Source organism: Pantoea sp. SO10 (assembly GCF_005281435.1).
Classification (GTDB): Bacteria; Pseudomonadota; Gammaproteobacteria; order Enterobacterales; family Enterobacteriaceae; genus Pantoea; species Pantoea leporis.
In genome coordinates this window covers 2,183,371-2,208,675 of sequence record NZ_CP040095.1, presented here as the reverse complement: position 1 = coordinate 2,208,675, position 25,305 = coordinate 2,183,371, and the positions used below count along the sequence as shown (strand labels likewise).

At 55.8% G+C, this 25,305-nt stretch carries 24 protein-coding genes and 2 pseudogenes; 13 read left to right on the top strand and 13 right to left on the bottom strand.

The genetic code is table 11. The features are described from left to right. Positions 1-5 precede the first annotated feature (5 nt). Positions 6-902, top strand: coding sequence for a LysR family transcriptional regulator (locus FCN45_RS10280; RefSeq protein ID WP_137385868.1), 897 nt, complete (start codon positions 6-8; stop codon positions 900-902). Here FCN45_RS10280 and FCN45_RS10275 read toward each other — a convergent pair. The 8 genes from FCN45_RS10275 to pspF form a co-directional block, all read right to left on the bottom strand. After that, positions 899-2,020: an oxidoreductase gene (locus FCN45_RS10275; protein WP_137385867.1), complete on the bottom strand. Its 1,122-nt coding sequence runs from the start codon at positions 2,018-2,020 to the stop codon at positions 899-901. The two genes, FCN45_RS10280 and FCN45_RS10275, sit on opposite strands and share 4 nt — an antisense overlap. Positions 2,021-2,218: 198 nt before the next feature. Then, positions 2,219-3,007, bottom strand: coding sequence for an enoyl-ACP reductase FabI (gene fabI / locus FCN45_RS10270; RefSeq protein WP_007892455.1), 789 nt, complete (start codon positions 3,005-3,007; stop codon positions 2,219-2,221). Positions 3,008-3,135: 128 nt separating this feature from the next. Further along, positions 3,136-3,939, bottom strand: coding sequence for a putrescine export ABC transporter ATP-binding protein SapF (gene sapF, locus FCN45_RS10265; RefSeq protein WP_008106485.1), 804 nt, complete (start codon positions 3,937-3,939; stop codon positions 3,136-3,138). Positions 3,940-3,941: 2 nt separating this feature from the next. Continuing rightward, positions 3,942-4,937, bottom strand: coding sequence for a putrescine export ABC transporter ATP-binding protein SapD (sapD, locus tag FCN45_RS10260; RefSeq protein WP_101764288.1), 996 nt, complete (start codon positions 4,935-4,937; stop codon positions 3,942-3,944). Further along, entirely contained in the window at positions 4,937-5,827 is an 891-nt protein-coding gene (gene sapC, locus FCN45_RS10255) for a putrescine export ABC transporter permease SapC (protein WP_101764289.1), read from the bottom strand. Before sapC ends, sapD begins: the two co-directional genes overlap by 1 nt. After that, the gene (gene sapB, locus FCN45_RS10250; protein WP_137385866.1) at positions 5,814-6,779 is read right to left on the bottom strand and encodes a putrescine export ABC transporter permease SapB; all 966 of its coding nucleotides are present in this window, start codon (positions 6,777-6,779) and stop codon (positions 5,814-5,816) included. Before sapB ends, sapC begins: the two co-directional genes overlap by 14 nt. A 2-nt stretch (positions 6,780-6,781) precedes the next feature. Beyond that, positions 6,782-8,404, bottom strand: coding sequence for an ABC transporter substrate-binding protein SapA (gene sapA, locus FCN45_RS10245; protein ID WP_110866234.1), 1,623 nt, complete (start codon positions 8,402-8,404; stop codon positions 6,782-6,784). Positions 8,405-8,864: 460 nt separating this feature from the next. After that, positions 8,865-9,863 carry a phage shock protein operon transcriptional activator gene (pspF, locus tag FCN45_RS10240; protein WP_137385865.1) on the bottom strand — a complete coding sequence of 333 codons (999 nt, stop codon included), beginning with the start codon at positions 9,861-9,863 and terminating at the stop codon, positions 8,865-8,867. 164 nt (positions 9,864-10,027) lie between these two features. On the opposite strand from pspF, the gene pspA reads away from it, so the two are divergent. The 7 genes from pspA to tyrR all read left to right on the top strand — a co-directional run bounded on the left by pspA (position 10,028) and on the right by tyrR (position 15,848). Then, a complete protein-coding gene (gene pspA / locus FCN45_RS10235; RefSeq protein ID WP_137385864.1) occupies positions 10,028-10,693 on the top strand; it encodes a phage shock protein PspA in 666 nt (221 codons plus the stop codon). 60 nt (positions 10,694-10,753) lie between these two features. Continuing rightward, positions 10,754-10,981, top strand: a complete 228-nt coding sequence (pspB, locus tag FCN45_RS10230; RefSeq protein WP_007888081.1) for an envelope stress response membrane protein PspB — start codon at positions 10,754-10,756, stop codon at positions 10,979-10,981. Further along, the gene (pspC, locus tag FCN45_RS10225) at positions 10,978-11,325 is read left to right on the top strand and encodes an envelope stress response membrane protein PspC (protein WP_101764292.1); all 348 of its coding nucleotides are present in this window, start codon (positions 10,978-10,980) and stop codon (positions 11,323-11,325) included. The genes pspB and pspC overlap by 4 nt, the downstream gene beginning before the upstream one ends. 47 nt (positions 11,326-11,372) lie before the next feature. Then, complete coding sequence (gene pspD, locus FCN45_RS10220; RefSeq protein WP_007888070.1) at positions 11,373-11,621, top strand: phage shock protein PspD; 249 nt, start codon at positions 11,373-11,375, stop codon at positions 11,619-11,621. Beyond that, positions 11,602-12,999, top strand: coding sequence for a YcjX family protein (locus FCN45_RS10215; protein WP_137385863.1), 1,398 nt, complete (start codon positions 11,602-11,604; stop codon positions 12,997-12,999). Before pspD ends, FCN45_RS10215 begins: the two co-directional genes overlap by 20 nt. Further along, positions 12,996-14,069, top strand: coding sequence for a YcjF family protein (locus FCN45_RS10210; RefSeq protein WP_110866230.1), 1,074 nt, complete (start codon positions 12,996-12,998; stop codon positions 14,067-14,069). The genes FCN45_RS10215 and FCN45_RS10210 overlap by 4 nt, the downstream gene beginning before the upstream one ends. 213 nt (positions 14,070-14,282) lie before the next feature. Then, positions 14,283-15,848: a transcriptional regulator TyrR gene (gene tyrR, locus FCN45_RS10205; protein WP_101764295.1), complete on the top strand. Its 1,566-nt coding sequence runs from the start codon at positions 14,283-14,285 to the stop codon at positions 15,846-15,848. Between the two features lie 407 nt (positions 15,849-16,255). Here tyrR and FCN45_RS10200 read toward each other — a convergent pair. From FCN45_RS10200 to tpx, 3 genes and pseudogenes are all read right to left on the bottom strand, one after another. Next, positions 16,256-17,425: pseudogene (locus FCN45_RS10200) on the bottom strand (TIM-barrel domain-containing protein); the annotation flags it as partial. Next, positions 17,424-17,858: pseudogene (locus FCN45_RS10195) on the bottom strand (MFS transporter); the annotation flags it as partial. The pseudogenes FCN45_RS10195 and FCN45_RS10200, both read right to left, overlap by 2 nt. Before the next feature lie 286 nt (positions 17,859-18,144). Then, on the bottom strand, positions 18,145-18,648 hold the full coding sequence (gene tpx / locus FCN45_RS10190; RefSeq protein WP_101764298.1) for a thiol peroxidase: 504 nt from the start codon (positions 18,646-18,648) through the stop codon (positions 18,145-18,147). A 154-nt stretch (positions 18,649-18,802) separates the two neighbouring features. Between tpx and ycjG the strand changes: the two genes are divergently transcribed. Continuing rightward, positions 18,803-19,789 carry an L-Ala-D/L-Glu epimerase gene (gene ycjG, locus FCN45_RS10185; RefSeq protein ID WP_137385862.1) on the top strand — a complete coding sequence of 329 codons (987 nt, stop codon included), beginning with the start codon at positions 18,803-18,805 and terminating at the stop codon, positions 19,787-19,789. On the opposite strand, the gene mpaA is transcribed toward ycjG, so the two are convergent. Next, the gene (mpaA, locus tag FCN45_RS10180) at positions 19,758-20,471 is read right to left on the bottom strand and encodes a murein tripeptide amidase MpaA (protein WP_101764300.1); all 714 of its coding nucleotides are present in this window, start codon (positions 20,469-20,471) and stop codon (positions 19,758-19,760) included. The genes ycjG and mpaA overlap by 32 nt on opposite strands. 209 nt (positions 20,472-20,680) lie before the next feature. Between mpaA and FCN45_RS10175 the strand changes: the two genes are divergently transcribed. From FCN45_RS10175 to FCN45_RS23615, 3 genes are all read left to right on the top strand, one after another. Then, the gene (locus tag FCN45_RS10175) at positions 20,681-22,300 is read left to right on the top strand and encodes an ABC transporter substrate-binding protein (RefSeq protein ID WP_110866226.1); all 1,620 of its coding nucleotides are present in this window, start codon (positions 20,681-20,683) and stop codon (positions 22,298-22,300) included. 121 nt (positions 22,301-22,421) lie between these two features. Next, positions 22,422-23,405, top strand: a complete 984-nt coding sequence (gene zntB / locus FCN45_RS10170; protein WP_137385861.1) for a zinc transporter ZntB — start codon at positions 22,422-22,424, stop codon at positions 23,403-23,405. A gap of 255 nt (positions 23,406-23,660) precedes the next feature. Beyond that, positions 23,661-23,807 carry a hypothetical protein gene (locus tag FCN45_RS23615; protein WP_167391210.1) on the top strand — a complete coding sequence of 49 codons (147 nt, stop codon included), beginning with the start codon at positions 23,661-23,663 and terminating at the stop codon, positions 23,805-23,807. Between the two features lie 50 nt (positions 23,808-23,857). Here the strand turns inward: FCN45_RS23615 and ttcA are convergent, their stop codons facing one another. Next, positions 23,858-24,793: a tRNA 2-thiocytidine(32) synthetase TtcA gene (ttcA, locus tag FCN45_RS10165; RefSeq protein ID WP_101764303.1), complete on the bottom strand. Its 936-nt coding sequence runs from the start codon at positions 24,791-24,793 to the stop codon at positions 23,858-23,860. A gap of 282 nt (positions 24,794-25,075) precedes the next feature. On the opposite strand from ttcA, the gene FCN45_RS10160 reads away from it, so the two are divergent. Then, the gene (locus tag FCN45_RS10160; RefSeq protein ID WP_008106442.1) at positions 25,076-25,276 is read left to right on the top strand and encodes a DUF2767 family protein; all 201 of its coding nucleotides are present in this window, start codon (positions 25,076-25,078) and stop codon (positions 25,274-25,276) included. Positions 25,277-25,305 lie beyond the last annotated feature (29 nt).

Here is a 25,305-nt window from a genome sequence, read left to right as displayed (position 1 = left end):
TTTCCATGGACATCAAACAATTAATCTATCTGACGAATCTTGAACGCGAACGCCACTTTGGCCGCGCGGCAGAGGTCAGCTTTGTCAGCCAGCCGACGCTATCGATGCGCCTGAAAAACCTCGAACGCGAATTAGGGCTGTCGCTGATCAACCGCAGTAATAATTTCGATGGCTTTACGCCGGAAGGCGAGCGTGTGCTAGCCTGGGCGCGGGAAATTGTTTCGGTGTATCAGGGATTGAAGCTGGAAGTGGAGTCGCTCAAGCATGGCGTCAACGGCACCTTGCGGCTTGGCGTGATGCCGCAGTGCAGCGTGGCGCTGCCAGCGTTGTTGAAAGCGGTTGAAGCGCGTTATCCACAGCTGGATTATCGCGTGGCCGCGATGAGCGCCGATCAGCTGCTGGAAGCGCTCAACAGCCACACCGTGGATGGCGGTATCGGCTTTTTTGAACTGACGTCACTGCGCGAGCTGCATTTTCAAACTGCGCTGTTGAAAGATCCGGGTGTCGAGGCGCTGTTCAATCCGGCGCACTTTCCGGCGCTGCTGAAACAAGAGAACATCTCGCTCGCCACGCTTGCCTGCCAGCCGCTGTGTCTGGCGGAACCTACGCGCTATTTTCGACGTTATCTTGATGGGCAGCTGCGGGAAACCGGCTTGATCCCACGCGTGATCGTTGAGAGCGCGTCGATTATGCAACTGCTGCAAAGCGCGCAGGTTGGTTTGGGCGTGATGGTGTCGCCATGCGGGCATCTGTTGCCGGAGCTGATGCAGAATCTGGCGCGGCGGCCGATTGAGATGGCGCCGATGGGCCGGCAGGCGGCATTAGTGATTGCCGAGCCGGGCAGAGCATCGCCGCTGGCTCAGCATTTCTTTGATGAAGCGCGGCGGCATCTGCCCGATTAACGGGGTTCGCCGAGCGCCATCAGCAGGCGATCCTGCCAGCTGGCAAAAGCCACCGCTTGCAACAGCGTGAAGATGCGTTCGCTGCCCCAGCCCGCGTTCAGCAGCGGCTGCAAATGTGCAGCGCTGAAGCGATCGGGCAGGCGAGTGAGCTGGGCGCTGAGTGAAATCACCGGCGATGCTGCGCCAGCGCTTTCGACATCCTGCAGCAGTGCGTCACGCCATTCATCGGTAACAAAATCAAACTGACGTCGACAACCCAGCACGCGTGCGCTAACCGCCTGCGCCAGCGCTTCATCCCCGGCAAAATGTTCATTCAGCCGCTGTTTTAGCGTGGCGAAGCCATACAGCACTTGCGCATCATGTACCAGCAGCCAAATGGCATCATCTAATCCCTCAATACCCTGACAGAAAGTAACCGCCGCCAGTTGATCGGCGCTGGCATAGCGCAGTTCAACCGGTTTCAACGCGTGCTGCCAGCCGTCGTTGCCGGTAAACAGCGCTGCGCTGGCATCCGGCGGCGGTGTTACGCCCGGAATCCAGCGCACCGGCAAGCCCATCATCGCCTGCAGCGATGCCACCACGCGTGACTGATAGCTGACATATCCCACCAGTTGATTCAGCGTGACGATATCGGGCTCGGTTAAGCCCACCGCGTCCAGCGCGCTGATGCTGTTGGCGGTGATCAGTTCCGGCTGCATCGCCAGCTGACGCGCATATTGGGTGATTTGCGTCAGGCGATTATTGCTTTCACGTGATGAGTCCGGACCCGGCAACGGATTGAGCCGGGCTGAGTAGTGATTGCACAGGCGCTGCACGCCGGCGACCTGCGCCACCGTTAGCGCGGTGCTGAGACGATCGTACAGCGTTAAGGTGTGGGTCAAACTGGTGGCAAGCGTATCGGGAAACAGAATCTGGCTGAGATCGCGCGCGGCCAATAACGCAGGCTGAAAACGCGACAGCAGCGGCTGTAGCGCGGTCGCTTCCTGTTGCAAACCGAGTAAGAAACGATCGTCGATATAGGCGGCTTCGGGCACCAGCGGCGCAGTGGCGGTGCTATTCGGGCGAGTCTGGCTTTCATAAAACCAGTGGTCATGGCCGGGAGAACGGCGTTGTTCCATGGTCATTCCTTGCGCTAAAAACGGACTTGCTGCACAGCGTGCGAATCTGAAAAGCAGGCATGCAACAAAGGGCTAGCTCATCGTCGCTGAACGGCTGTCCACGGCAAAAGAATGATGGGGAATAATTAATAGCTTACGAGTATAAGGGGGGCGTTATTTGAAGAGGAGGTCGCCATGAAAGGCGACCTCAGGTAAATCTTATTTCAGTTCCAGCTCGTTCATTGCGGCAATGCTGAAGCCGCCATCAACGTGTACCACTTCACCGGTGATACCACCCGCCAGATCAGAGCACAGGAATGCAGCTGAGTTACCCACGTCTTCAATAGTAACGGTACGACGAATCGGGGTAACCGCTTCGCAGTGCGCCAGCATTTTACGGAAATCTTTGATGCCTGATGCAGCCAGCGTACGGATTGGACCGGCAGAAACGGCGTTAACACGCGTGCCTTCTGGACCCATCGCGTTCGCCATGTAGCGCACGTTAGCTTCCAGTGACGCTTTCGCCAGACCCATCACGTTGTAGTTCGGGATAGCGCGCTCTGCACCCAGGTAAGACAGGGTCAGCAGGGCAGAATTCGGGTTCAGCATTGCACGGCACTCTTTCGCCATCGCCACAAAGCTGTACGCGCTGATGTCGTGAGCGATTTTGAAGCCTTCACGGGTAACAGCATTCACGTAGTCGCCATCCAGCTGATCGCCAGGTGCGAAACCGATGGAGTGAACGAAACCGTCAAATTTCGGCCAGGTTTTTGCCAGTTCGGTGAACAGCGCAGTGATGCTCTCGTCTTCAGCCACATCGCATGGCAGAACAATGTCTGAACCCAGATCTTTAGCAAACTCTTCCACACGACTTTTCAATTTGTCGTTCTGGTAGGTGAAAGCCAGTTCTGCGCCCTGTTTGTGCATCGCCTGCGCAATACCGTAGGCGATTGAGAGTTTACTGGCAACGCCAGTAATCAGAATGCGCTTACCGGAAAGAAAACCCATAGCTGTAATCCTTTTGGTCATTGTTGTTGGCGGTCGCGGTGGTTGAAAAACAGGCGACCGACGTTAATCTCGTGCGAAGTCTAGCACGTCTCTATAAATGCGGTAAATCGCACCGCATTTTCGGCGCCTTAACGCTCGCGGCGCCAGGCTTCAGCGGTTAAGGCTTCACCAAAGTGGCTGGTGATCAGGCGCTTGGTGAGATCGTGCAGCGGCGAGGCCAATACATCGGCGGTGCCGCCGCGCTCGACCACTTCGCCCTGATGCATCACCAGAACCTGATCGCTGATGTGCTTCATCATGCCGAGATGCTGCGTGACATAAATATAGGCGATGCCGTGCTTCTCCTGCAGTTCCAGCATCAGGTTCACCAGCTGTGAACGCATGGTCATATCGAGCGAGGCGAGGGCTTCATCGGCGACGATCACTTTTGGCTGCAGAATCAGCGCTCGCGCCAGCGCCAGACGCTGCTTCTGGCCCGGCGCCAGCATGTGCGGATAGTATCCGGCGTGGTCGCGCAGCAAACCGACCTGACGCAGCGTGGCGATAATGCGTTTTTCACGCGCTTCATCATCCAACTCGGTATTCAGGCGCAGCGGGAAATCGAGTATCTGGCTGATGCGCTGGCGCGGATTCAGCGAGGTTGAGGGATCCTGAAAAATCATGCGAATGCGCTGGCTGCGATAACCATAATCACCGTACTCCAGCGGATGATCGTCAATCAGCATTTCGCCCTCGCTCGGCTCGACCATGCCGCTGAGCATTTTTGCCAGCGTCGATTTTCCCGAACCGTTTTCACCAATCACCGCCAGCGTCTGTTTTTCACGCAGGGTAAAACTGACGCCTTTCACCGCCTCAACGTGCTGACGACGGAACAAACCGGTGCGATAGCGGTAGGTTTTACTCAGGTTGCGCACTTCCAGCAGCGTTTCCATGTTTACTGGCTCTCCATATTCAGCGGGAAGTGACAAGCAAACAGATGCGCTTTATTGCCGGTCAGGCGCGGTGTTTCGATGCACTTACGCTGCGCATACGGGCAGCGCGGCCCCAGACGACAGCCAATCGGCAGATGTTCCAGTGAAGGAATCGCGCCAGAAAGCGTGTTGAGGCGGCTTTTGTGCGGCAGCGCGCTACCGAAATCGGGCATCGCCCGGATCAGCGCCTGCGTGTAAGGATGATGCGGTGACTCCATTAACTCTTCGCTTTGCGCGATCTCCACCGTCTGGCCGCAATACATCACATTAATGCGGTCGGCCCAGTGGCTCATGGTGCGCAGATCGTGGCTGATCAGCAAAATGGTGGTGTTGTTATTCTGATTGAGGCGGCTCAGCAGGCGGAAAATTTGCGCCTGCGTGGTCGGCTCCATCGCATTGGTTGGTTCATCGGCGATCAGCAAACGCGGCTGATTGGCCAGCGCGATGGCGATCATCACCTTTTGGCATTCGCCGTCGGTGAGTTCATACGGGAAACTGCGCATGATGTCTTTATGATCTTTGATGCCGACGCGATGCAGCAGCTCAATGGCGCGCACTTTGCGCCAGAACCACAGCCGTTTATACCAACGGCCTTTGTGCGTCCAACGCGGAATCGCCTGCATCAGCTGGCGACCAATACTTTCTGACGGATCAAGACAGGATTGCGGCTCCTGAAAAATCATCGACACGTTATGGCCGACAATCCGACGGCGTTCGCGCGGTGACAGGCGCAGCAGATCAATATCATCAAACACCATGCGATCGGCGGTGACGCGCCAGTTATCTTTGGTGACGCCGCAAATGGCTTTGGCGATCAGACTTTTGCCTGAACCCGATTCACCCACCAAACCGCGGATTTCGCCTTCGCTTAGCGTCAGGTTGATGCGATCAACCGCTTTGACCGGACCGTCAGCGGTCATAAATTCGATGGTCAGGTTACGGATATCCAGTAGCGGCATTATTCAACTCCCGCTTCTACAGCGCGACGAATGCCGTCGCCCAGCAGGTTAACGATCAACACGCTGACCATCAGCGCCACGCCCGGCAGCATGACCGTCCACGGCGCAACGTAGATCAGCTCCAGCGCGTCACCCAGCATCGCACCCCATTCGGGCGAGGGCAGCTGCGCGCCAAGATCGAGGAAACCGAGTGCGGCGATGTCCAGAATCGCCATCGACAGCGAGCGGGTAAATTCGCTCACCAGCAGCGGCAGCACGTTAGGCAGCACCGCATTCCACAAGATATTCAGGTTGCGCGCGCCATCAAGACGCAGCGCCACCACATACTCTTTTTCCATCTCATCATGCACAGCAGTATAGATCTCGCGCACCAGACGTGGGATCAGCGCGAGAAACACCGCCAGCATCGCGTGTTCCAGGCGCGGGCCGAGAAATGCCACCACGATAATCGCCAGCAGCAGCGAGGGAATCGACAGTAAGGTATCCAGCACGTGATTCATCACCGCCGAGCGCATGCCGTGCGTGATACCGGCAAACACGCCAAGCACCAGCGCACAAATTGCCGCCAGCACCGTCACCAGAATCGCCGAGCCGACGGTCGGCGCTACGCCGCTTAGCAGGCGGCTCAGCACATCGCGGCCTAAATCATCGGTGCCGAGGAAGAAGGAGACATCGCCGTAGCGCGACCACGATGGCGGCAGCAGCTGATAACCAAGGAATTGCTGATCGATACCATACGGCGCCAGCAGACCACCAAACAGGCACAGGAACAGCAGCAAGCCAAAGCCGTACAAGCCGACCATGCCGCTGGTATCGCGATACAAGCGCTGCCAGCTGCGACGCAGCGTGCTGGGCAGCCGCTTCTCGTCGTAGACATTATCTAAGGGCATACCATTCCTTATGTTTCAGCGGGTTAAGCGCCGCACCCAGAATATCGGATAACACGCTGACCAGAATTACCAGACCGCCCACCACCATCACGCCAGCGGAAATCGCCGCGTAATCCTGCTGGCGAATGGCGTTAATTAGCCAGCGGCCGAGGCCCGGCCAGTTGAACACCACCTCGGTGATCATCGCCAGCGTCAGCATGGTGGAAAATTGCAGCCCAAGGCGCGGAATCACCGGCGGCAGCGCATTGTGCAGCACGTGGCGGCGGATCACCGTGAAGCGCGACAGGCCGCGCGTGGCGGCGGCTTTGACGTAGTTTTTGTCCATCACATCGCTGGTGCTGCTGCGCAATAAGCGGATCATCTCGGTAGCAGGCGCAACGGCGAGCACGACCACCGGCAGAATCATGTGCGTTAAGGCGCTGACCAGCATTTCATGACGCCACGGCGACGGGCTCAGGCATGCATCAATCAGCGCGAAGCCGGTAACGTTTTGCACCGGATAGAGCAGGTCGAAACGTCCGGACACCGGCAACCAGCCGAGCGTTAACGAGAAGAACAGCGTAAACAGCAGCGCCAGCCAGAATACCGGCATCGAGAAGCCAAGCAGCGCCAGCGCGCTAATGGCTTTATCCTGCCATTTTTTGCGCATCACGCCGGCGCAAATTCCCAGCGGAATCCCCACCAGTAGCGCCAGAATAAATGCCATTACGCACAGCTCCAGCGTGGCGGGAAACACTTCGCGCAGCTGAAGATCAATCGGCTGGCCGTTGGTGCTGGAGACGCCAAAATCGAACTGCAGCAAGCCCTTGAACCAGAACCACCACGCATCAAACAGCGATGCGCCTTCGAGCGGGGCATTTGGTGTGAAGTAGCTCAGACTGAAGCTCACCAGCGACAGCAAAAACAGGGTGATGAGCAGCAGCACCACGCGACGCAGAATATAGATAATCATGCTTACTCCTCGCTGCTCTCATCGCGGTAAACGCCAGCGAACGAAGCGTTACCAAACGGGCTCAACACCAGGCCTTTGATATCATGCCGATAGGCTTGCAAACGCAGCGATGACGCCAGCGGCAGCACCGGCAACTCCTGCGCCAAAATCTGCTGCGCCTTGTCATAGCTGTCAATGCGCGCCGATAGCTGCTGGGACAACAGTGCATGCTGCAAAGCCTCATCAAAGGCGGGCGAGCACCAGTGTGCGTAGTTGGTTTGCGAACGGATCGCCGCGCAGCTTAACAGCGGACGGAAGAAACTGTCGGGATCGTTACTGTCGGTTGCCCAGCCGGTGAGCGTGAGGTCATGGTTCATCTCCATCAACTGCGCTTCCTGGAAGCGGCCTTCCACCGGCGCGATAGTGACGCGCACGCCAACCTGAGCCAAATCCGCTTGCAACAATTCAGCGGTCTTTAGCGGGCTGGGATTCCACGACTGCGAGGAAGAGGGCACCACTAAACGTAAATGTAAATCTTCCAGCCCCAGCGCTTTCAACTCTTCACGCGCTTTAGCCGGATTGTATTCGGTGACGCGCGCATCGTTGTCATACGCCCAGGACGCACGCGGCAAAATGGAGGCGGCAGTTTCGGCGGTGCCGTAATAGATCGACTCCATCAGGCGTTCGTTATTGATCGCCAGCGCCAGCGCGTGACGCACTTCCGGGCGATCCAGTGGCGGTTTGCGCGTGTTGAACGCCAGATAGGCGATGTTCATGCCAGGACGCAGCGTCATGCGCAGGCGCGGATCGTCACGCAAAATGCTCAGCTGGCTGGCGGCGGGATAGGCCAGCACATCGCATTCGCCGGTCAGCAGTTTGGATAACCTTCCGGTGCCGCCGACGCCCAAATCAATCACCACCTGCTGCAGACGCGGCACGCCCTTCCAGTACTGCGGATTACGCGCCAGGCGGAGATATTGCCCGGTACGATATTCGCTCAGCTGGAACGGGCCGGTGCCGACCGGTTCGCGGTCCAGCTGTTCCTGCTGGCCTTTAGCGCTGAGTTTATTGGCGTACTCCTGCGACAAAATCGGCGCGTAATGCGTCGCGATATGCCACAAGAATGAGGCGTCCGGGCTGTTCAGGCGGATTTCAACCGTATCGCTATCCAGCTTTTTCACACTCTGCACTGAATCGGCAAACTGCAGGCTATCAAAATAGGGATAGCTGCCGCCGTTGACGTTGTGCCACGGATGCTTGCGATCAAACATGCGTGCAAAGCTGAACACCACATCATCGGCGTTCATTTTCCGCGTCGGTTTAAACCAGTTGGTGTGCTGGAAGGCGACATCTTTACGCAGGTGAAAACGGTAGGTTGCGCCGTTATCACGCACTTCCCAGCTCTGGGCGAGGTCGGGAATCAGCCGATAAGTATAAGGATCCACGTCCAGCAGCCGGTCATACAGCTGCGCCGCCAGCGTATCAACGACTAAGCCGCTGCTAACCATTTGTGGATTGAAGGTATTAACCGTGCCGTTAACGCAATAGACAAAACCGCTGTTGCGGATGTTGTCCGTTGGCGCGGCCCACGCTGACGCGCTCATCATGCTGAGACCCAGCAGCAGAGAGGGGAATAATTTTGGCATAGAACTCAACGATTCTGAGGCAATAGCGTGAGTGTATCTTAAACGCCACGTACTCCCCAAATTCGCGACGCTTCTGCTGTGTTTTTCGCCAAGCTGGCGATGGGGTAATCACAATCTCTGTGTGGAGATGAGAAAAATTCTCAATTAGGGGTTTACAGATGATAATAAGAATGATTATTATTCTTCTGCGCTTCGACGGTGGCTCTACCGAAGAAGAGCACGACATTGCTCACATTGCTTCCAGTATTGCCCGCTTCTCGCGGGCTTTTTTTGTGTGACGATTTTCCCGTCATCTTTTACGCCGCTGCTGCGTTGGCTGCGCACGCTAACCCCGGTCACATACTGGTGTATGCTCCCGGGGATTATCGCACTTGCCGCCTTGCATCAGCGCAAAAGCTTTTGGGAAAAGCGCCACACACTCGTGCGATAAAATGTAGTGGCGCCATTTATGGCGACCTGGTTAATCCTCGTCACGGGCCTGTATCCCGTGCTTCTTCATCATGGCGCGCAACTGATGGTAGGTCACACGCAATAACTCGGCGGCGCGGCGCTGGTTGTATTTGGCTTGCTGTAAACTCGCTTCAACCAGCTCGCGTTCCTGTTGATTTTGCCACTGACGCAAATCCAGCGGCAGGGAAGGCAAGGCAGATACGTCCGCCTGGGCAATGACGTCGGCGGGCGGCGTGCGGGGGGCGAACGGGTTAATGATAATGTTATCCAGCTCATCGTCGGCGCTGTGATGGCGATAAACCGAACGCTCGACCACGTTCTTCAGTTCACGCACGTTGCCGGGCCAGCTGTGATTGAGCAACGTCAGCTGAGCGCGATCGCTGAAGCCGGGGAACAGCGGCAAGCCCAGTTCGCGGCACATCTGAATGGCGAAATGGTTGGCCATCACCAGTATGTCGCTGCGGCGTTCACGCAGCGGCGGCAGCTGCACCACATCAAAGGCGAGGCGATCGAGCAGGTCGGCGCGGAATTTACCGGCGGCGGCAAGCGCCGGCAAATCTTCATTGGTCGCGCACACCAAACGCACATTCACCTGCAAAGATTGATTACCGCCAACGCGTTCCAGCTGTCCGTATTCAATCACGCGCAGCAATTTCTCCTGCACCAGCATCGGCGCGGTGGCGAGTTCATCAAGAAACAGCGTGCCGCCATCAGCGCGTTCGAAGCGTCCCAGATGGCGTTTTTGCGCCCCGGTAAACGCGCCAGCTTCATGACCGAAGAGTTCGGAATCGAGCAGGTTTTCATTTAGCGCGGCGCAGTTCAGCGAAACAAACGGACCTTCCCAGCGGTTTGACAGATAATGCAGGCGGCTGGCAATCAGCTCTTTGCCGGTGCCGCGCTCGCCAATCACCAGCACCGGTTTTTCCAGCGGCGCTAAGCGCGAAACCTGTTCCAATACTTCCAGAAAGTTATTCGATTCGCCTAACAGATTGTCTGAACTGTTCGCCATGATGAAATTCGCCACTGATTAATCAATTTCACTACCTTAAGCGATGTCCAGGCGGATGTAAAATAAACAAATCGCGTAAAATCAATAAATTAAAAGTTGGCACGCGAATTGTATTAGTGAAGGGCGCCTCGCGCACCTACACACAAAATTTGAGGAACATCATTATGGGTATTTTTTCTCGTTTCGCCGACATCGTGAACGCTAACATCAACTCTCTGCTGGAGCGCGCCGAAGATCCGCAGAAACTGGTACGCCTGATGATTCAGGAAATGGAAGACACGCTGGTTGAAGTCCGTTCAACCTCAGCCCGCGCGCTGGCCGAAAAGAAACAACTGCTGCGCCGTAGCGAGCAGGCTGAAATTCAGCAGGCCGAATGGCAGGAAAAAGCGGAGCTGGCAATCAACAAAGGTAAAGAAGATCTGGCGCGTGCTGCTTTAATTGAGAAGCAGAAGCTGACCGATTTGATTGCTGCGCTGCAGCAGGAATCGACCCAGGTTGAAGAGACGCTGGACCGCATGAAAGGCGAGATCGGTGAGCTGGAGAAAAAACTCACTGAAACCCGTGTGCGTCAGCAGGCGTTAACGCTGCGCCATCAGGCAGCATCGTCATCACGTGATGTGCGTCGTCAGCTCGACAGCGGCAAGATTGATGATGCGATGGCACGTTTCGAATCCTTTGAACGTCGCATCGATCACATGGAAGCAGAAGCAGAAAGCCAGCGTTTTGGTAAACCAAAAGGTTTGGATCAGGAGTTCGCCGAGCTGAAAGCCGATGATGAAATCAGCCAGCAGCTGGCCGCGCTGAAAGCTAAAATGAACCGCCCTGAGTGATCGCCACGGGCCTGATTGCGGGCCCGAGTTAAAAATGGTGTTAGTGATTAAGGAGAGTCAATGAGCGCACTTTTTTTAGCCATACCTTTAACGATTTTCGTGCTGTTTGTCGCACCAATTTGGTTATGGCTGCATTACAGCAACAAACGCAACGGCGGCGCCGATCTATCGTCGAGTGACCTGCAGCGTTTGCAACAAATTACCCAGGATGCGCGCCGCATGCGTGAACGTGTTGAAGCACTGGAAGCCATTTTGGATGCCGAACATCCAAACTGGAGGCAACCATGATGAATGGCCGTAAACTGTGGCGCATTCCGCAGCAGGGCAAAGTACGCGGCGTCTGCGCGGGTATCGCCGAATATCTCGACATTCCGGTACGCTTGCTGCGTGTGATTGTGGTGTTGTCGCTGTTCCTTGGGCTGTTTATGTTCACCATCGTCGCCTATTTTATTCTGGGCTTTGTGCTGGACGAGAAACCCGTTGATGCGACATCTGAACGGGCACCCAGCGCACGTGAACTGCTCGACGAGCTGGAAACAACGCTGCAAAGCGATGAGCGAAAGGTGCGTGAAGTTGAACGCTACGTCACTTCAGAGACGTTTAGCGTGCGCAGCCGCTTCCGCCAGATTTAAATTCCCGGGCTTTCGGGCCCACTTCTTCTATTGTGATAAGAGGCTCTATGCAAACTCAACGTTTTACTGCTCTGCGCCGTCGCGCGACACCTGCGTTGATGTCGGCGGGGAAATTTATCATCATTAGTGCAGTAACTTACGGGCCCGGCGGTATCGCTGGCTGGGCGGTGAAATCGGTGGCGCGCCGTCCGCTGCGCCTGTTGCTGGCGGCCGCCCTGGAACCGTTGCTGAGCAAAGCGTTTAAACGCTTATCGGCACGATTCATCAGGGAGAACGATGAAAAGACTGCAAAATGAATTTGTGGCGTTGATGAACCGCGGTGTTGACCGCCATCTGCGCCTGGCTGTAACCGGTTTAAGCCGTAGCGGCAAAACCGCGTTTATCACTTCGCTGGTTAACCAGCTTCTCAATGTTCACAGCGGCGCACGTTTGCCGCTGTTTTCCGTGGTGCGCGAAGATCGCCTGCTGGGCGTCAAGCGCGTGCCGCAGCGTGAACTCGGCACGCCGCGTTTCACCTACGACGAAGGTCTGGCGCAACTGTACGGCACGCCGCCGATGTGGCCGACGCCGACGCGTGGTGTGAGCGAAATGCGTCTGGCGCTGCGCTATCGTCCGGATGAATCGCTGCTGCGCCATTTCAAAGATACCGCCACGCTCTACCTTGAAATTGTCGATTACCCCGGCGAATGGCTGCTGGATCTGCCGATGCTGGCGCAGGATTATCTCAGCTGGTCACGCCAGATGGTGGGCTTGCTGCAGGGCGATCGCGCAGGCTGGTCAGCGCACTGGCGCAGCTTGTGCGCCGATCTCGATCCTTTTGCGCCCGCCGATGAAAATCGTCTGGCAGCGATTGCCGCTGCCTGGACCGACTATCTGCACCAATGCAAAAGCGAAGGCTTGCACTTTATCCAGCCGGGCCGCTTTGTATTGCCGGGCGATATGGCCGGCGCGCCCGCGCTGCAGTTCTTCCCGTGGCCGCAGGTCGACGAGATGCAGGTTAGCAAGCTGGCGCAAGCGCCAGCAGGCAGCAACTTCGCCATGCTGCAGCAGCGTTTCAACTATTACTGCCAGCACGTGGTGAAAGGATTCTATAAAAATCATTTCCTGCGTTTCGATCGCCAAATCGTGCTGGTCGATTGCCTGCAACCGCTTAACAGCGGGCCGCAAGCGTTTAACGATATGCGCCTCGCCTTAACGCAACTGATGCAGAGCTTTCATTACGGTCAGCGCACGCTGTTCCGCCGTCTGTTCTCTCCGGTGATCGATAAGCTGCTGTTTGCTGCCACCAAAGCCGATCATGTGACTTCGGATCAGCACGCCAATATGGTGTCCCTTTTGCAGCAGCTGGTGCAGGACGCGTGGCAAAACGCGGCGTTCGAAGGCATCAATATGGATTGCCTCGGTTTAGCCTCGGTGCAGGCCACAGAAAGTGGGCTGGTTGATCATCGTGGCGAGAAATTACCGGCGTTGCGCGGTCATCGTCTTGCCGATAATGAAGCGCTGACGTTCTATCCTGGCGAAGTGCCGCCGCGCTTGCCTGGCCACAATTTCTGGCAGCAGCAGGGATTTCAGTTTGAACAGTTCCGGCCGCAGCAGCTGGATGTTGATCGCCCGCTGCCGCATATTCGCATGGATGTCGCGCTGGAATTTTTACTGGGAGATAAATTGCGATGAGCGACGAAACACCTTTGAAAGGACGCATTGATTTTGCCCGTCCGCTGACGGTGGAAGCGGAAAAACCGCTGCGCGCCGCACAAACCTTTAGCGCGGACAGCGAGAAAGCCTTTCTCGCCACGGCGGAAGCCGAGCCGTTGGAAGAGGGCGAAGGCGAAAAAGTGGTGGAAGCCGCGCTGCGGCCGAAGCGCAGCCTGTGGCGTAAAATGGTGGGCGTTGGCCTCGCTATTTTCGGCGTCAGCGTGGTGGCGCAGGGCGCGCAAACGCTACACGATGCGTGGCTGGTGCGCGACTGGTTTACCCTCGGCACCGGCGTGGCGGGCACATTGATTGTCGCCGCGGGTGCGGGCGCGCTGATTGGCGAATGGCGGCGTTTATATCGTCTGCGTCAGCGGGCCGAAGAGCGCGATATTGGCCGCGAATTGCTGCACAGTCACGGCGTCGGCAAAGGCCGTGCGTTCTGTGAAAAGCTGGCGCAACAGGCGCAGCTTGATCAGGCGCATCCTGCACTGCAGCGCTGGCATGCGGCGCTGCATGAAACCCACAACGATCGTGAAATTGTCACATTATATGCCCAACTGGTGCAGCCGGTGCTGGATCGTCAGGCGCGCCGGGAAATAAGCCGTCACGCCGCCGAATCGACGTTAATGATCGCCGTCAGCCCGCTGGCTTTGGTCGACATGGCGTTTATCGCCTGGCGCAATCTGCGGCTGGTCAATCGCATCGCGGCGATCTATGGCATTGAGCTGGGCTACTTTAGCCGCATCCGCCTGTTCCGCTTAGTGCTGCTCAATATGGCGTTTGCCGGGGCTTCCGAACTGGTGCGCGAAGTCGGGATGGATTGGATGTCACAGGATCTTGCCGCACGCCTGTCAACCCGCGCTGCGCAAGGGATTGGTGCCGGTTTGCTCACCGCACGTCTCGGCATTAAAGCCATGGAGCTGTGTCGCCCGTTACCGTGGCTGGAAGATGATAAGCCGCGTCTGGGCGATTTCCGTCGCGAGTTAATCGGTCAGCTGAAAGAATCCCTGGTAAAAAGTGGGGATAAAGCAGGGCAGGCTGCTAAATAATCAGCACTTGCGTACCTTTCACGCTGCAACTGGCGTGAAAGGTAAAATTATCTGTGTTACCACGCATATTCGGCGGGATTTTTGTTGGTCGCTCCGTTACACTTCCCTTTATCACCTGCCTCTGGCTGTCAACTTTTCCTGACAGGCCTCTTCTGAGGCGCTGCAAGTTAGCGTATTATCACTAAAATCAAAACCTGACTAAGGCTCATCGCAATGCGTTTGGAAGTTTTCTGCCAGGACCGAATCGGTCTGGCGCGCGAGTTGCTCGACCTGCTGGTTGCCCGCAATATCGACCTGCGCGGCATCGAAATTGCGCCACTCGGTCGCATTTACCTCAATTTTACCGCGCTGGAGTTTGAACCCTTCAGCAATCTGATGGCGGAAATCCGCCGTACACCTGGCGTGACAGATGTGCGTACCGTTTCGTTTATGCCCTCTGAACGCGAGCATCGCGCATTGAGCGCGCTGCTGGTGGCGATGCCAGAACCGGTGTTATCCATCGATCTGAAATGCAAAGTCGAGCTGGCCAATCCGGCAGCACAGAATCTGTTCACCCTTGATGAGCAGAAGCTGCGCAATCAAAATGTTGGCACCCTCATCACCGGCTTCAATTTCCAGCGCTGGCTGGAGAACGATCGCGTTGACGCACAGGCGCAGCATGTGGTGATTCAGGGGCGCGATTTCCTGATGGAAGCGCGACCGATTTATCTGGCAGAAGAAGAGGGCCAGAGCGACCTGCCGGTCGGCGCGATGATCACCCTGAAATCGACGGCGCGTATGGGCCGTCAGTTGCAGAATCTTACCGTTACCGATGAATCGGAGTTCGATCATATCGTGGCGGTTACGCCAAAAATGCGTCAGGTGATCGATCAGGCGCGCAAGCTGGCGATGCACGATGCGCCGCTGTTGATCGTGGGCGATACCGGCACCGGCAAAGATATGCTGGCGCGCGCCTGTCATTTGCGTAGCGCGCGTGGCAAAAAACCGTTCCTGGCGCTGAACTGCGCCTCATTGCCGGATGATGTGGCCGAGAGCGAGCTGTTTGGTCACGCAGCCGGTGCTTATCCCAATGCGCTGGAAGGCAAGAAAGGCTTCTTCGAGCAGGCTAACGGCGGTTCGGTATTGCTGGATGAGATTGGCGAAATGTCGCCACGCATGCAGACCAAACTGCTGCGTTTCCTTAACGACGGCACGTTCCGCCGCGTGGGCGAAGAGCATGAAGTGCACGTTGATGTGCGCGTGATTTGCGCCACGCAGAAGAATCTGATTGAGCTGGTGCAGCGTGGTGAGTTCCGCGAAGATCTGTTTTATCGCCTGAATGTGCTGACGCTCAATCTGCCGCCGCTGCGCGAACGTCCGCTGGATATTCTGCCGCTCACCGAAATGTTTGTCGCGCGTTTCGCCGATGAACAAGGCTTGCCGCGTCCGCGACTCTCATCGCAGCTGACGCCATTCCTGACGCGTTATAACTGGCCCGGTAACGTACGCCAGTTAAAGAATGCGCTGTACCGCGCGCTGACGCAGCTGGAAGGTTACGAGCTGGGACCACAAGATATTGTGTTGCCAGAGCAGGCGCTGGATGTGTCATTGGGCGAAGAGGCGATGGAAGGTTCGCTGGACGATATCACCAGCCGTTTCGAACGTTCGGTGCTGACGCGTCTCTATCTCTCTTATCCCAGCACGCGCAAACTGGCGAAACGCCTCGGCGTGTCGCATACCGCGATTGCCAATAAGCTGCGTGAATATGGGTTAGGGCAGAAGCGCAACGAGAGTGAGTAATAGAGCGCGTGCATCTCGCAACGCTGTTCTGCATGCGGTCGCCATTTATGGCGTTGCCTGTCAGTTAAGAAAGCATTTTGCTTTAAATTCGGTGCGGGCTCTGACCCATCTGCTGCGTCACGGGCCGTCCTCGCGCCGCTAGCGCGGTACCTTCGGCTTTCACGTTGTGCCAAACGGACCGTTCGCGGATCGGCCGTCCTGGCCGGCCCCGAACTGCCTCGCGCATCCATGCGCGAGGCTCCTGGCCCAACGTAAAAGCCTCAGCGCTGCGAATGGCCCTTTTGCCGCAGCAGACGCGCCAGCGCCTCTGGCAAATGAGCCCTTTTCAGCAGCACGCACTGAAGATTCATCGTGGGCTTAACTGACAAGCATTACGCCATTCATGGCGACCTATCGTAAATGTGCATCTACTCTGGCACGCGGATGTCTACCTGACTTCCTGCTCTCGTAAACACCGGAATTTCACTCAGTGGCGCGGCGACGCTGATGCGTTGGCCGCCTTGATAGCACTCACCATTGCGGGTAATCCATTGCTCGCCAGCAGGTAACCACACTTCACGTTCACGCTGCCCGGCGTTTAGCACCGGCGCGACCAGAAGGTCGCGGCCCAGCAGATACTGATCTTCCACTTGCCAGCTCTCTGTCTGCTGCGGGTAGTGATAGAACAGTGGGCGCATCACCGGATCACCGAGCTCATGCGCTTCGCGCATCAGGCCATCAATATAGGGGCGAATCTGCTCACGTTGCAGCAGGCAGCTTTTCATCAGCGCGTAATTCTCCTCACCGTAACTCCATACCTCATTGGGCGAGCCGCTGTTGCACTGCGCAATGCCATCGCGCCAGGTTTCTTCAGGTGCAATTTGTGGCTCGCGGTAACCATGCAAACGCATCACCGGACAGAATACCGCCCACTGGAACCAACGGATCAACAGTTCATGAAACGCCGGATCATGAATATTCCCGCCCTGAAAACCGCCGATGTCGGTGGTACACCATGGAATACCTGCCATCGCCATATTCAGCCCGGCAGTAAACTGATTACCTAAGGCATGGAACGAGGAGTGAACGTCGCCCGACCAGGCTAGCACACCATAACGCTGGCTGCCCGCCCAGGCGCAGCGCACCAGATTGACGATCTCGCTCTCGCCCTGTTGTTGCAGACCTTCATAAAATCCGCGGGCAAACAGCTGCGGATAGATATTGCCCACTTCCTGTACCGGGCCGAGATGATAGCGGTAATTATCAAAATCGTAGGCGCGGTATTCCGGCTCTGCTTCGTCGAGCCAAAAAGTGCGGATGCCGTGGTCATAATAGTTGCGCTTAACTTCCTGCCAGACGAACTCGCGTGCAGCGGGATACGTGGCGTCAAAAAAGGTGGTGTTGCCCATAAAATCAAGGTTCACCGATACGCCGCGCTCGCTGTTAACCAGCAAGCCTTTGGATTTCATCAGACGATAGTTATCACTGCGGCTATCCACCGTGGGCCACACCGACACCATGGTTTCGATGCCCATCTCTTTCAGCTCCTGCACCATGGCACGCGGATCCGGCCAGTCGCGCGCATCGAAACACCAGGATGCGCTGATTATCATCGGCGGTGATAATCGCCCCCATCGAGCAGTAAGGAATATTGATGGCGGTGTACATCAGCATCATCAGGCTGTAGGTCACGGCGGCGTAAATCATCTTGCCAGTCAGCGACAGGCTTTCCGGCACCGCATAAATCAACATACAGCTCACGCCGAACGGTACCGCGAGCATCAATAGCCAGGGACGAAATTTGCCCCAGCGTGAACGGGTTCGGTCAGCCACCATCCCCATCGCCGGGTCGACCACCGCATCGGCGACGCGCGCCAGTAAAAACAGCGTGCCGACAAAGATCGCGGGCAAACCCACCACATCGGTGTAGTAAAAGGTGAGAAAAATAATGACGTTATCGATGGCGATATGGCTGGCCATATCACCGAGGCCATAACTGAACTTTTCTTTAATGGATAAGCTTGCTTGCATAAAGATTCCCGCCTGTCTTTGAATCGCTTAAGTGCAATTGACGGTTAGTTATAGGTAGCGATGCTGATGGGAACAATTGCGGGATTTGTTACGGGTTTTATGTTTTTTAATTAATGTGATACGGGTAACAAGAATCACAGTAAAAATGCAACATGGCGGGAAGAAGTGCTACGTATCGCGATAAATCAACAGGTTGAAAATTGAACCATCCTGAAGGTGAGCATAAAAAAAAGCACCGAAGCGTTAATCATTCGGTGCTTTTTGTTTCGCCTGGCAGGCGAGAGATTTACTTCAGCGCAGCCAGCGCGGCATCGTAGTTTGGCTCTTCGGTGATTTCATTCACCAGCTCGCTGTAAATCACTTTATCGTTTTCATCCAGCACCACCACCGCACGTGCGGTCAGGCCTTTCAGCGGGCCATCAGCAATCGCCACGCCATAGTTTTCTTTGAACTCAGCGCCGCGCAGGGAAGAGAGCGTGATCACGTTGCTGACGTTCTCTGCGCCACAGAAGCGTGACTGGGCGAAAGGCAGGTCGGAAGAGATGCACAGCACAACCGTGTTGTTCGCTTCACCTGAACGCTCGTTAAACTTACGCACCGATGCCGCACACACGCCAGTATCAATGCTTGGGAAAATGTTCAGAACTTTGCGTTTGCCTGCATAATTAGCCAGGGATACGTCAGTAAGATCTTTTGCGACCAGGTTGAAAGGTTTAGCTTGCTCGCCAACTTGTGGGAACTGGCCTGCAACCGGCACCGGATTGCCCTGAAAGTGAACAGTCTGAGACATGCGATTTCCTTTTTTAACGATGAAATATCTGACTTTTGGAACGTCAGAACAGGTATAGCGCTTGTTTATGACATAATTTTTAAGGGTTTACGAGCGCATTTCCTGGCGATAATCGAGCCGGCTCGCATTAAAGCGACGGATTTAAGGAGAAATAATGAGAACAGTGAAGAGTTATCCGGAAGCCTGGCCGTTACATTCGCCGTTTGTTATTTCGCGCGGCAGCCGCACCGAGGCGCATGTTGTGGTAGTGGAAATCGAGCAAGATGGCGTTAAAGGTGTTGGCGAAGCGACGCCGTACGCGCGCTACGGTGAAAGCGAAGAGTCGGTGCTCAAGCAGATCGCCTCGCAGCTAAGCGCGTTGCAAAGCGGCATGACGCGAGAAGCGCTGCAACAGGCGTTACCGGCGGGCGCGGCACGCAACGCGATTGACTGCGCAATGTGGGATCTGGCACGACAGCAGCAGGGCGAAAGTCTGATGCAATTGTGCGCGGTGCCACTGGCTGAAGAGATTGTCACCGCACATACCATCAGCATCGATACGCCAGATGCGATGGCCAGCAGCGCGCAGGCGCTGTGGCAACATGGCGCGCGTTTATTGAAGATTAAAATGGACGATCACCTGATCAGCGAACGTTTGGTGGCGATACGCAGCGCGGTACCGGACGCGACTTTGATTGTCGATGCCAACGAATCCTGGCATGCCGAAGGCCTGGCGGCACGCTGTCAGCTGCTGGCCGATCTCAATGTCGCGATGCTGGAACAGCCGCTGCCGGCCGCAGAAGACAGCGCGCTGGGCAACTTTATCCATCCGCTGCCGATCTGCGCCGATGAAAGCTGTCACACTCGAGAAAGCCTGCCGCAGCTGAAAGGGCGCTATGAGATGGTGAATATTAAGCTGGATAAAACCGGCGGATTAACGGAAGCGCTGGCGCTGGCAGAGGCGGCGCAGCAGCAGGGATTCGCGATTATGCTCGGCTGCATGCTCTGCACCTCGCGGGCGATTCGTGCGGCATTACCGCTTACGGCGCGCGCGACCTTCGCGGATCTCGACGGTCCAACCTGGCTTGCGGCCGATGTTGAACCGTCGCTGCATTTCTCTCACGGCGTACTCAAGCCGCTGGCTGCCAGCGCAGCAGATTGATCATCGCTTCAAGATAGACTTCGGTGGCTTCGTCCACCGAAATCGGTGGCATCTCGGCGGTAATGCATAACAGACCGAGATCGTCGCACCAGCTGCCAAACGAACCCGGCGTAGCATAACCCACGCTGCTCACCACCGGCAGCGCGGTCTGCTGCGCCAGCCACTGCGCTAATTCGCTGTGGTGCGGATCGTCAATGCAGGCCAGCGGTTCATGCCACGAAACCACCCAACGCGGTTTGATCTGATGAATCAGCTGGCACAGCGCGCGGGTTTCTGGTTCGGAAGAGGGCGCTGATCCGGTTGAAAGCACCACATCACGCTCATCCGCTTCGCTGTTCCAGCGATACACCGTGTCGCCATGCTGCCAGTTAGCGGCGGGGAAATTACGGTTAAGATCGACGCCGTTGGCGTTGGCGCGCAGCCCCAACTGACAACCATCGGGATTGACCGCCAGAACAACGTGATGACGCCGCAGCGCGTCCGGCAAGGTGCGCATCGCGCCCGATAAGGTGGCAATCGCGGCATTCTCGTCGCCGTGCGTGCCAGCGATAATCAGCCCGCTTTCAGCATCGGCGGCGGGTGCCGGAAACCACAGCAGCGGTGCACCCAGCACCGATTGCCCGTATTGTTGCCAGACAGCGTCCAGCTTGCCGCGCAGCGGACGTGGATGGTATGACGACATGACGTTCCTCTATGAAATGCTTCCAACACCGCCAAAAGCCTTCTGGCGCTCAAGGTAAAAATGTGACCGGGAATCCAGCCTCAACATAACGGTAAATAGCCTGCGGGGAAATAGCTATATATCAATCAGCAATTTGCGATAAAGTGCCAAAAGTTGCTGGCGACACAATCTCTTCGCGGTCGCCATTTTTTTCGCGTAAAGGAGTGGTGATGAAACTAACGTTCCGCAAAACGCTGACTGCCTTAATTGTAGCCAGTGCTGTCTCACCCGCATTCGCCGCCAACGTGCCGTCGGGCGCACAGCTGGCCAGCATCCAGGAAATTGTTCGCCATATTAAAGATGAACCCGCTTCACTCGATCCGATGAAGGCGGTTGGTTTGCCAGAAATTCAGGTGATGCGCGATCTGTTTGAAGGGTTGACCAATCAGGACGCCCACGGAAACATCGTGCCGGGCGTAGCGCTAAGCTGGAGCAGCAACGACAACAAAACCTGGATGTTTACCCTGCGCAAAGATGCGCGCTGGTCAAATGGTGAGCCGGTTACCGCGCAGGATTTTGTCTACAGCTGGCAACGTTTAGTTGAGCCGAAGAACAGTTCGCCGTTTGCCTGGTTCGCCGCCTTGAGCGGCATTGAAAACGCCGAAGCAATCACCAAAGGACAGATGAGCGCCGATAAGCTGGGCGTGACGGCAACCGATGCGACTCACCTTAAGGTGACATTGTCACGTCCTGTACCGTGGTTCCCGAGCATGGTCGCCAACGCCGCGATGTATCCGGTATCGAAGCAAGTGATTGAAAAAGAGGGCGACAGCTGGACATCACCGGGCAAGCTGGTGGGCAATGGCGCTTATCAGCTGCAGGATCGCGTGGTGAACGAAAAAATTGTATTGGTGCGCAACGCTAACTATTGGGATGACCAAAAATCGGTGCTGACGAAAGTCACGTTTATTCCGATTAATGAAGAATCCAGTGCTACCAAACGCTATCGTGCCAACGATATCGATATCACCGAATCCTTCCCGAAAAACATGTACGCGCTGCTGAAAAAAGAGTTGCCTGGTCAGGTGTATACGCCGGATCAGCTTGGCACCTATTACTACGCGTTCAATACCGAGAAAGGGCCAACCGCTGATGTACGCGTACGCAAGGCGCTGTCGTGGAGCATCGATCGTCGCATCATTGCGGAGAAAGTATTGGGCACCGGCGAGAAACCGGCCTGGCACTTCACGCCGGACGTTACCGCCGGTTTCACCCCGATGAAGAGCTATCTGCAGCAACATAGCCAGCAGGAGCTGAACGCGCAGGCCAAAGCATTGCTGACAGCGGCAGGTTATGGACCGGGCAAACCGCTGCATTTGACGCTGCTCTACAACACCTCGGAAAGCCATCAGAAAATTGCTATCGCGGTGGCGTCAATGTGGAAGAAGAATCTTGGCGTGGATGTCACCTTGCAAAATCAGGAGTGGAAAACCTATATCGACAGCCGTAATAGCGGCAGTTTCGATGTGATCCGCGCGTCATGGATCGGCGATTATAATGAGCCTTCAACCTTCCTCAGTCTGCTGACCTCGACCCACACCGGCAATATCGCGCGCTTCCGCAGTGCCGATTACGATGCGGTGATCACCAAAGCCAGCACTGAAACCAGCGTGGCGGCGCGTAACACCGATTACAACAAAGCCGAGCAGATCATCGCCGATCAGGCGCCGATCGCGCCGATCTATCAATATACCAACGGCCGCTTAATCAAGCCGTGGGTGAAAGGTTATCCGATCACCAATCCTGAAGACGTGGCGTACAGCCGCGAGCTGTGGATTGAGAAGCATTAACCCCGCACATCCGCAGGCGGTGATTGTCACCGCCTGTCATCTTTGCTCACAGCCTGATGATTGCAACTGGTCTGCGCCACGCTAGACTGTATCGTATTGATTTTGATAGTGAGGCGAGTTCGTGAACGTCATTGAAGGAAAAGCGTTACAAGTATCCGATGCCATTGTGTCCTGTCAGTTGGATGGCGCAGGCGGCATGATTCCCATCGAAGATAAAGACGTCATCAACTGCGAACGTCCCTGCTGGTTGCACCTCAATTACACCCAACGGCAAAGTGCGGAATGGCTGCAAAACACGCCGCTGATCCCCGATTCGGTGCGTGATGCGCTGGCGGGCGACAGCATGCGGCCGCGCGTGACACGCCTCGGCGACGGCTTCATGATTGTGCTGCGCAGCGTGAACCATAACGCCGATTCACGTCCCGATCAGCTGGTGGCGATGCGCGTGTTTATCAACGATAAGCTGATTGTCTCGACGCGCCGTCGCAAAGTGTACGCCATTGATGCCGTGCTGACCGATCTACAACAGGGTAACGGTCCGGTTGACGGCGGCAGCTGGCTGGTGGATGTGTGCGATGCGTTAACCGATCACGCCAGCGAATTTATCGAAGAGATGCACGATAAAATTATCGAGCTGGAAGATGCGCTGATGAATCAGGAAGTACCAGCGCGCGGCGATTTGGCGCTGCTGCGTAAGCAGCTGATTGTGATGCGTCGTTATATGGCACCACAGCGCGATGTCTATGCGCGGCTGGCTATCGAGAAGATGGCGTGGATGAACGACGACGATCGTCGCCGTATGCAAGAAGTTGCCGATCGCTTAGGTCGCGGATTGGACGATCTCAATGCCGGCGTGGCGCGTACTTCGATTCTGGCGGATGAAGTGGCGTCAATACTTGCGGAATCGATGAACCGCCGCACTTATACCATGTCGTTGATGGCGATGATTTTTTTACCGGCCACGTTCCTTACCGGCTTATTCGGCGTCAACCTCGGCGGCATTCCGGGCGGCAATTGGGCGCTGGGCTTTACCGCTTTCTGCGTGCTGCTATTGGTGATGGTTGGCGGCGTGGCGATATGGCTTAAACGGCGGAAATGGTTGTAAGGCAGAAAAGCGGATTAAACCTGATCGATATCAATATCCCGCCAGCGCAATCGGGGCAAACTCTTTCCCGCAGGTGAATGCAACGTCAAGCGATGGGCGTTGCGCTCCATATTGTCTTACTTCCTTTTTTGAATTACTGCATAGCACATTTGATTCGTACGACGCCGGCTTATCCGCCGGCTTTTTTTTGCCCGCCTGGCTTGCTCGGCTAACCTTTCCTATGCTTAAAGGACATTCAGCGACAAGGAGAAGGGCATGCAAGAGATCATTGCCAGCGAACCGATTCCTACCGATCCACCACCGATTCCCGAACCGATTCCACAACCGCAGCCGATACCACCCGCACAGCCACCACACGATCCCGAATTCCCACCGATCCAGGATCCACCGCCGCACCGTTAATAAAAAAGGCGCGTAGCCGAAGCGACGCGCCTTTTTCACAGCAAAACCTATTACTTAATTTCCAGCACATCAAGACGTACGCTGAGATTCGGCGCATCATCCTCTTCTGGCTGCCAGCCCGCGGGCTGGACCGGCAAGCTTTCGCGATCAAACGCCAAATCACCGCCATCCACCACGGCATCACCGTGTTTGATGCCTTTGAAATCGAACAGATTAATGTCGGCCATGTGTGATGGCACCACATTCTGCATCGCGGTAAACATGGTTTCGATACGGCCCGGATAACGTTTATCCCAGTCACGCAGCATGTCGGCAACCACCTGACGTTGCAGATTCGGCTGCGAACCACACAGGTTGCACGGAATGATCGGGAACTGGCGCGCTTCCGCAAAACGAATGATGTCTTTCTCGCGGCAGTATGCCAGTGGACGAATCACAATATGTTTACCGTCATCGCTCATCAGTTTTGGTGGCATGCCTTTCATCTTGCCGCCGTAGAACATGTTGAGGAACATAGTCTGCAGAATATCGTCGCGATGATGACCTAAGGCGATTTTGCTACAACCCAACTCGGTGGCGGTGCGATACAGAATCCCGCGGCGCAGACGCGAACAGAGCGAGCAGGTAGTTTTGCCTTCAGGAATCTTATCTTTAACGATGGAATAAGTGTCTTCGTTAACGATGTGATACTCAACGCCCTGTTGTTCCAGATAGGCTGGCAGAATATGCTCCGGGAAACCGGGCTGTTTCTGGTCGAGATTCACTGCTACCAGCGAGAAATTCACCGGCGCGCTCTGCTGCAAATTACGCAGGATCTCCAGCATGGTGTAGCTGTCTTTACCACCAGACAGACAAACCATGATGCGATCGCCTTCTTCAATCATGTTGAAGTCAGCAATGGCTTCGCCAACGTTGCGACGCAAACGCTTCTGCAGTTTGTTGAGGTTGTACTGCTCTTTTTTTGTTACTTCTTGATTTTCTGACATTATTTTCACGCTTGAGAGTGAAGGCGAGGGCCGTTAGCGGCTGAAGCAATCTTCAACGGCAATAAACCCTATAAACATGACTGCGTATGGTACGGATTGCGGGCGCGAATGCTAGCCTGAAGTGATCTCTTTTCTGATGATAACTCAATGCGCTTGAGACAAAGGCGCACACTTTGTCAGAACAATCTGGCTATTTATTGATCTGGGCAAATATTTACCTCATCTGGGCCTGACAGGATGGCCGAAGTGCTTTTTTTACTTTCTTTAGGTGAGGAGCGGCAAATGCAAACGTACGATATGGTTTTTGAAGAGGCGTGTCGGCTGGTGGGGCAATGTTATCTGGAGCTGGCACAGCGAGGCGCAGCAACCGAAAAAGAGGTGCTAGCCAGCGAGTTGCGCAATCTACAGTTGCGCTATCGTGAACTCACCGGCTCACCGAATCGGGCTGTAGAGATGGCCATCGTTCAGCTCAAGCCTTGTTAATCCATCAACATTAACCCAGCAAAGAAACG

Excerpts from the sequence above, each read along its gene's own strand:
- FCN45_RS10280 (WP_137385868.1), top strand. The coding sequence starts at position 6 with ATGGACATCAAACAATTAATCTATCTGACGAATCTTGAACGCGAACGC.
- FCN45_RS10275 (WP_137385867.1), bottom strand. The coding sequence starts at position 2,020 with ATGGAACAACGCCGTTCTCCCGGCCATGACCACTGGTTTTATGAAAGC.
- fabI (WP_007892455.1), bottom strand. The coding sequence starts at position 3,007 with ATGGGTTTTCTTTCCGGTAAGCGCATTCTGATTACTGGCGTTGCCAGT.
- sapF (WP_008106485.1), bottom strand. The coding sequence starts at position 3,939 with ATGGAAACGCTGCTGGAAGTGCGCAACCTGAGTAAAACCTACCGCTAT.
- sapD (WP_101764288.1), bottom strand. The coding sequence starts at position 4,937 with ATGCCGCTACTGGATATCCGTAACCTGACCATCGAATTTATGACCGCT.
- sapC (WP_101764289.1), bottom strand. The coding sequence starts at position 5,827 with ATGCCCTTAGATAATGTCTACGACGAGAAGCGGCTGCCCAGCACGCTG.
- sapB (WP_137385866.1), bottom strand. The coding sequence starts at position 6,779 with ATGATTATCTATATTCTGCGTCGCGTGGTGCTGCTGCTCATCACCCTG.
- sapA (WP_110866234.1), bottom strand. The coding sequence starts at position 8,404 with ATGCCAAAATTATTCCCCTCTCTGCTGCTGGGTCTCAGCATGATGAGC.
- pspF (WP_137385865.1), bottom strand. The coding sequence starts at position 9,863 with ATGGCGAACAGTTCAGACAATCTGTTAGGCGAATCGAATAACTTTCTG.
- pspA (WP_137385864.1), top strand. The coding sequence starts at position 10,028 with ATGGGTATTTTTTCTCGTTTCGCCGACATCGTGAACGCTAACATCAAC.
- pspB (WP_007888081.1), top strand. The coding sequence starts at position 10,754 with ATGAGCGCACTTTTTTTAGCCATACCTTTAACGATTTTCGTGCTGTTT.
- pspC (WP_101764292.1), top strand. The coding sequence starts at position 10,978 with ATGATGAATGGCCGTAAACTGTGGCGCATTCCGCAGCAGGGCAAAGTA.
- pspD (WP_007888070.1), top strand. The coding sequence starts at position 11,373 with ATGCAAACTCAACGTTTTACTGCTCTGCGCCGTCGCGCGACACCTGCG.
- FCN45_RS10215 (WP_137385863.1), top strand. The coding sequence starts at position 11,602 with ATGAAAAGACTGCAAAATGAATTTGTGGCGTTGATGAACCGCGGTGTT.
- FCN45_RS10210 (WP_110866230.1), top strand. The coding sequence starts at position 12,996 with ATGAGCGACGAAACACCTTTGAAAGGACGCATTGATTTTGCCCGTCCG.
- tyrR (WP_101764295.1), top strand. The coding sequence starts at position 14,283 with ATGCGTTTGGAAGTTTTCTGCCAGGACCGAATCGGTCTGGCGCGCGAG.
- tpx (WP_101764298.1), bottom strand. The coding sequence starts at position 18,648 with ATGTCTCAGACTGTTCACTTTCAGGGCAATCCGGTGCCGGTTGCAGGC.
- ycjG (WP_137385862.1), top strand. The coding sequence starts at position 18,803 with ATGAGAACAGTGAAGAGTTATCCGGAAGCCTGGCCGTTACATTCGCCG.
- mpaA (WP_101764300.1), bottom strand. The coding sequence starts at position 20,471 with ATGTCGTCATACCATCCACGTCCGCTGCGCGGCAAGCTGGACGCTGTC.
- FCN45_RS10175 (WP_110866226.1), top strand. The coding sequence starts at position 20,681 with ATGAAACTAACGTTCCGCAAAACGCTGACTGCCTTAATTGTAGCCAGT.
- FCN45_RS23615 (WP_167391210.1), top strand. The coding sequence starts at position 23,661 with ATGCAAGAGATCATTGCCAGCGAACCGATTCCTACCGATCCACCACCG.
- ttcA (WP_101764303.1), bottom strand. The coding sequence starts at position 24,793 with ATGTCAGAAAATCAAGAAGTAACAAAAAAAGAGCAGTACAACCTCAAC.
- FCN45_RS10160 (WP_008106442.1), top strand. The coding sequence starts at position 25,076 with ATGCAAACGTACGATATGGTTTTTGAAGAGGCGTGTCGGCTGGTGGGG.